Here is a 1,431-nt window from a genome sequence, read left to right on the forward strand (position 1 = left end):
TGAGACCTGATGCCGAGCCGATTGTGGTGAAGTGGATGATCCTATGCTGTCGAGAAAAGCCTCTAGCGAGTTTCATGGCGGCCCGTACCCTAAACCGACTCAGGTGGTCAGGTAGAGAATACCGAGGCGTTCGGGTGAACTATGGTTAAGGAACTCGGCAAAATGCCCCCGTAACTTCGGGAGAAGGGGGGCCATTTCCGGTGATCACTCTTGCAGTGTGAGCTGGGGGTGGCCGCAGAGACCAGCGAGAAGCGACTGTTTACTAAAAACACAGGTCCGTGCGAAGCCGTAAGGCGATGTATACGGACTGACGCCTGCCCGGTGCTGGAACGTTAAGGGGACCGGTTAGTCACATTTCGGTGTGGCGAGGCTGAGAACTTAAGCGCCAGTAAACGGCGGTGGTAACTATAACCATCCTAAGGTAGCGAAATTCCTTGTCGGGTAAGTTCCGACCTGCACGAATGGCGTAACGACTTCTCGACTGTCTCAACCATAGGCCCGGTGAAATTGCACTACGAGTAAAGATGCTCGTTTCGCGCAGCAGGACGGAAAGACCCCGGGACCTTTACTACAGTTTGATATTGGTGTTCGGTTCGGCTTGTGTAGGATAGGTGGGAGACTGTGAAGCTTGGACGCCAGTTCAGGTGGAGTCGTCGTTGAAATACCACTCTGGTCGTGCTGGATGTCTAACCTGGGTCCGTGATCCGGATCAGGGACAGTGTCTGATGGGTAGTTTAACTGGGGCGGTTGCCTCCTAAAGAGTAACGGAGGCGCCCAAAGGTTCCCTCAGCCTGGTTGGTAATCAGGTGTTGAGTGTAAGTGCACAAGGGAGCTTGACTGTGAGACCGACGGGTCGAGCAGGGACGAAAGTCGGGACTAGTGATCCGGCGGTGGCTTGTGGAAGCGCCGTCGCTCAACGGATAAAAGGTACCCCGGGGATAACAGGCTGATCTTCCCCAAGAGTCCATATCGACGGGATGGTTTGGCACCTCGATGTCGGCTCGTCGCATCCTGGGGCTGGAGTCGGTCCCAAGGGTTGGGCTGTTCGCCCATTAAAGCGGTACGCGAGCTGGGTTTAGAACGTCGTGAGACAGTTCGGTCCCTATCCGCTGCGCGCGCAGGAGTCTTGAGAAGGGCTGTCCCTAGTACGAGAGGACCGGGACGGACGAACCTCTGGTGTGCCAGTTGTCCTGCCAAGGGCATGGCTGGTTGGCTACGTTCGGGAGGGATAACCGCTGAAAGCATCTAAGCGGGAAGCCTGCTTCGAGATGAGGACTCCCACCCACTTGATGGGGTAAGGCTCCCAGTAGACGACTGGGTTGATAGGCCGGATATGGAAGCACCGTGAGGTGTGGAGTTGACCGGTACTAATAGGCCGAGGGCTTGTCCTCAGTTGCTCGCGTCCACTGTGTTAGTTCTGAGACAACGAAC

Annotated in this window: 1 rRNA gene; it reads left to right on the top strand. The window is 56.0% G+C overall.

The features are described from left to right. A 23S ribosomal RNA gene (locus tag ACFUN8_RS37320) occupies positions 1-1,391 on the top strand; the annotation flags it as partial. Positions 1,392-1,431: the final 40 nt, after the last annotated feature.

This window comes from Streptomyces sp. NPDC057307 (genome assembly GCF_042667665.1).
Classification (GTDB): domain Bacteria; phylum Actinomycetota; class Actinomycetes; order Streptomycetales; family Streptomycetaceae; genus Streptomyces.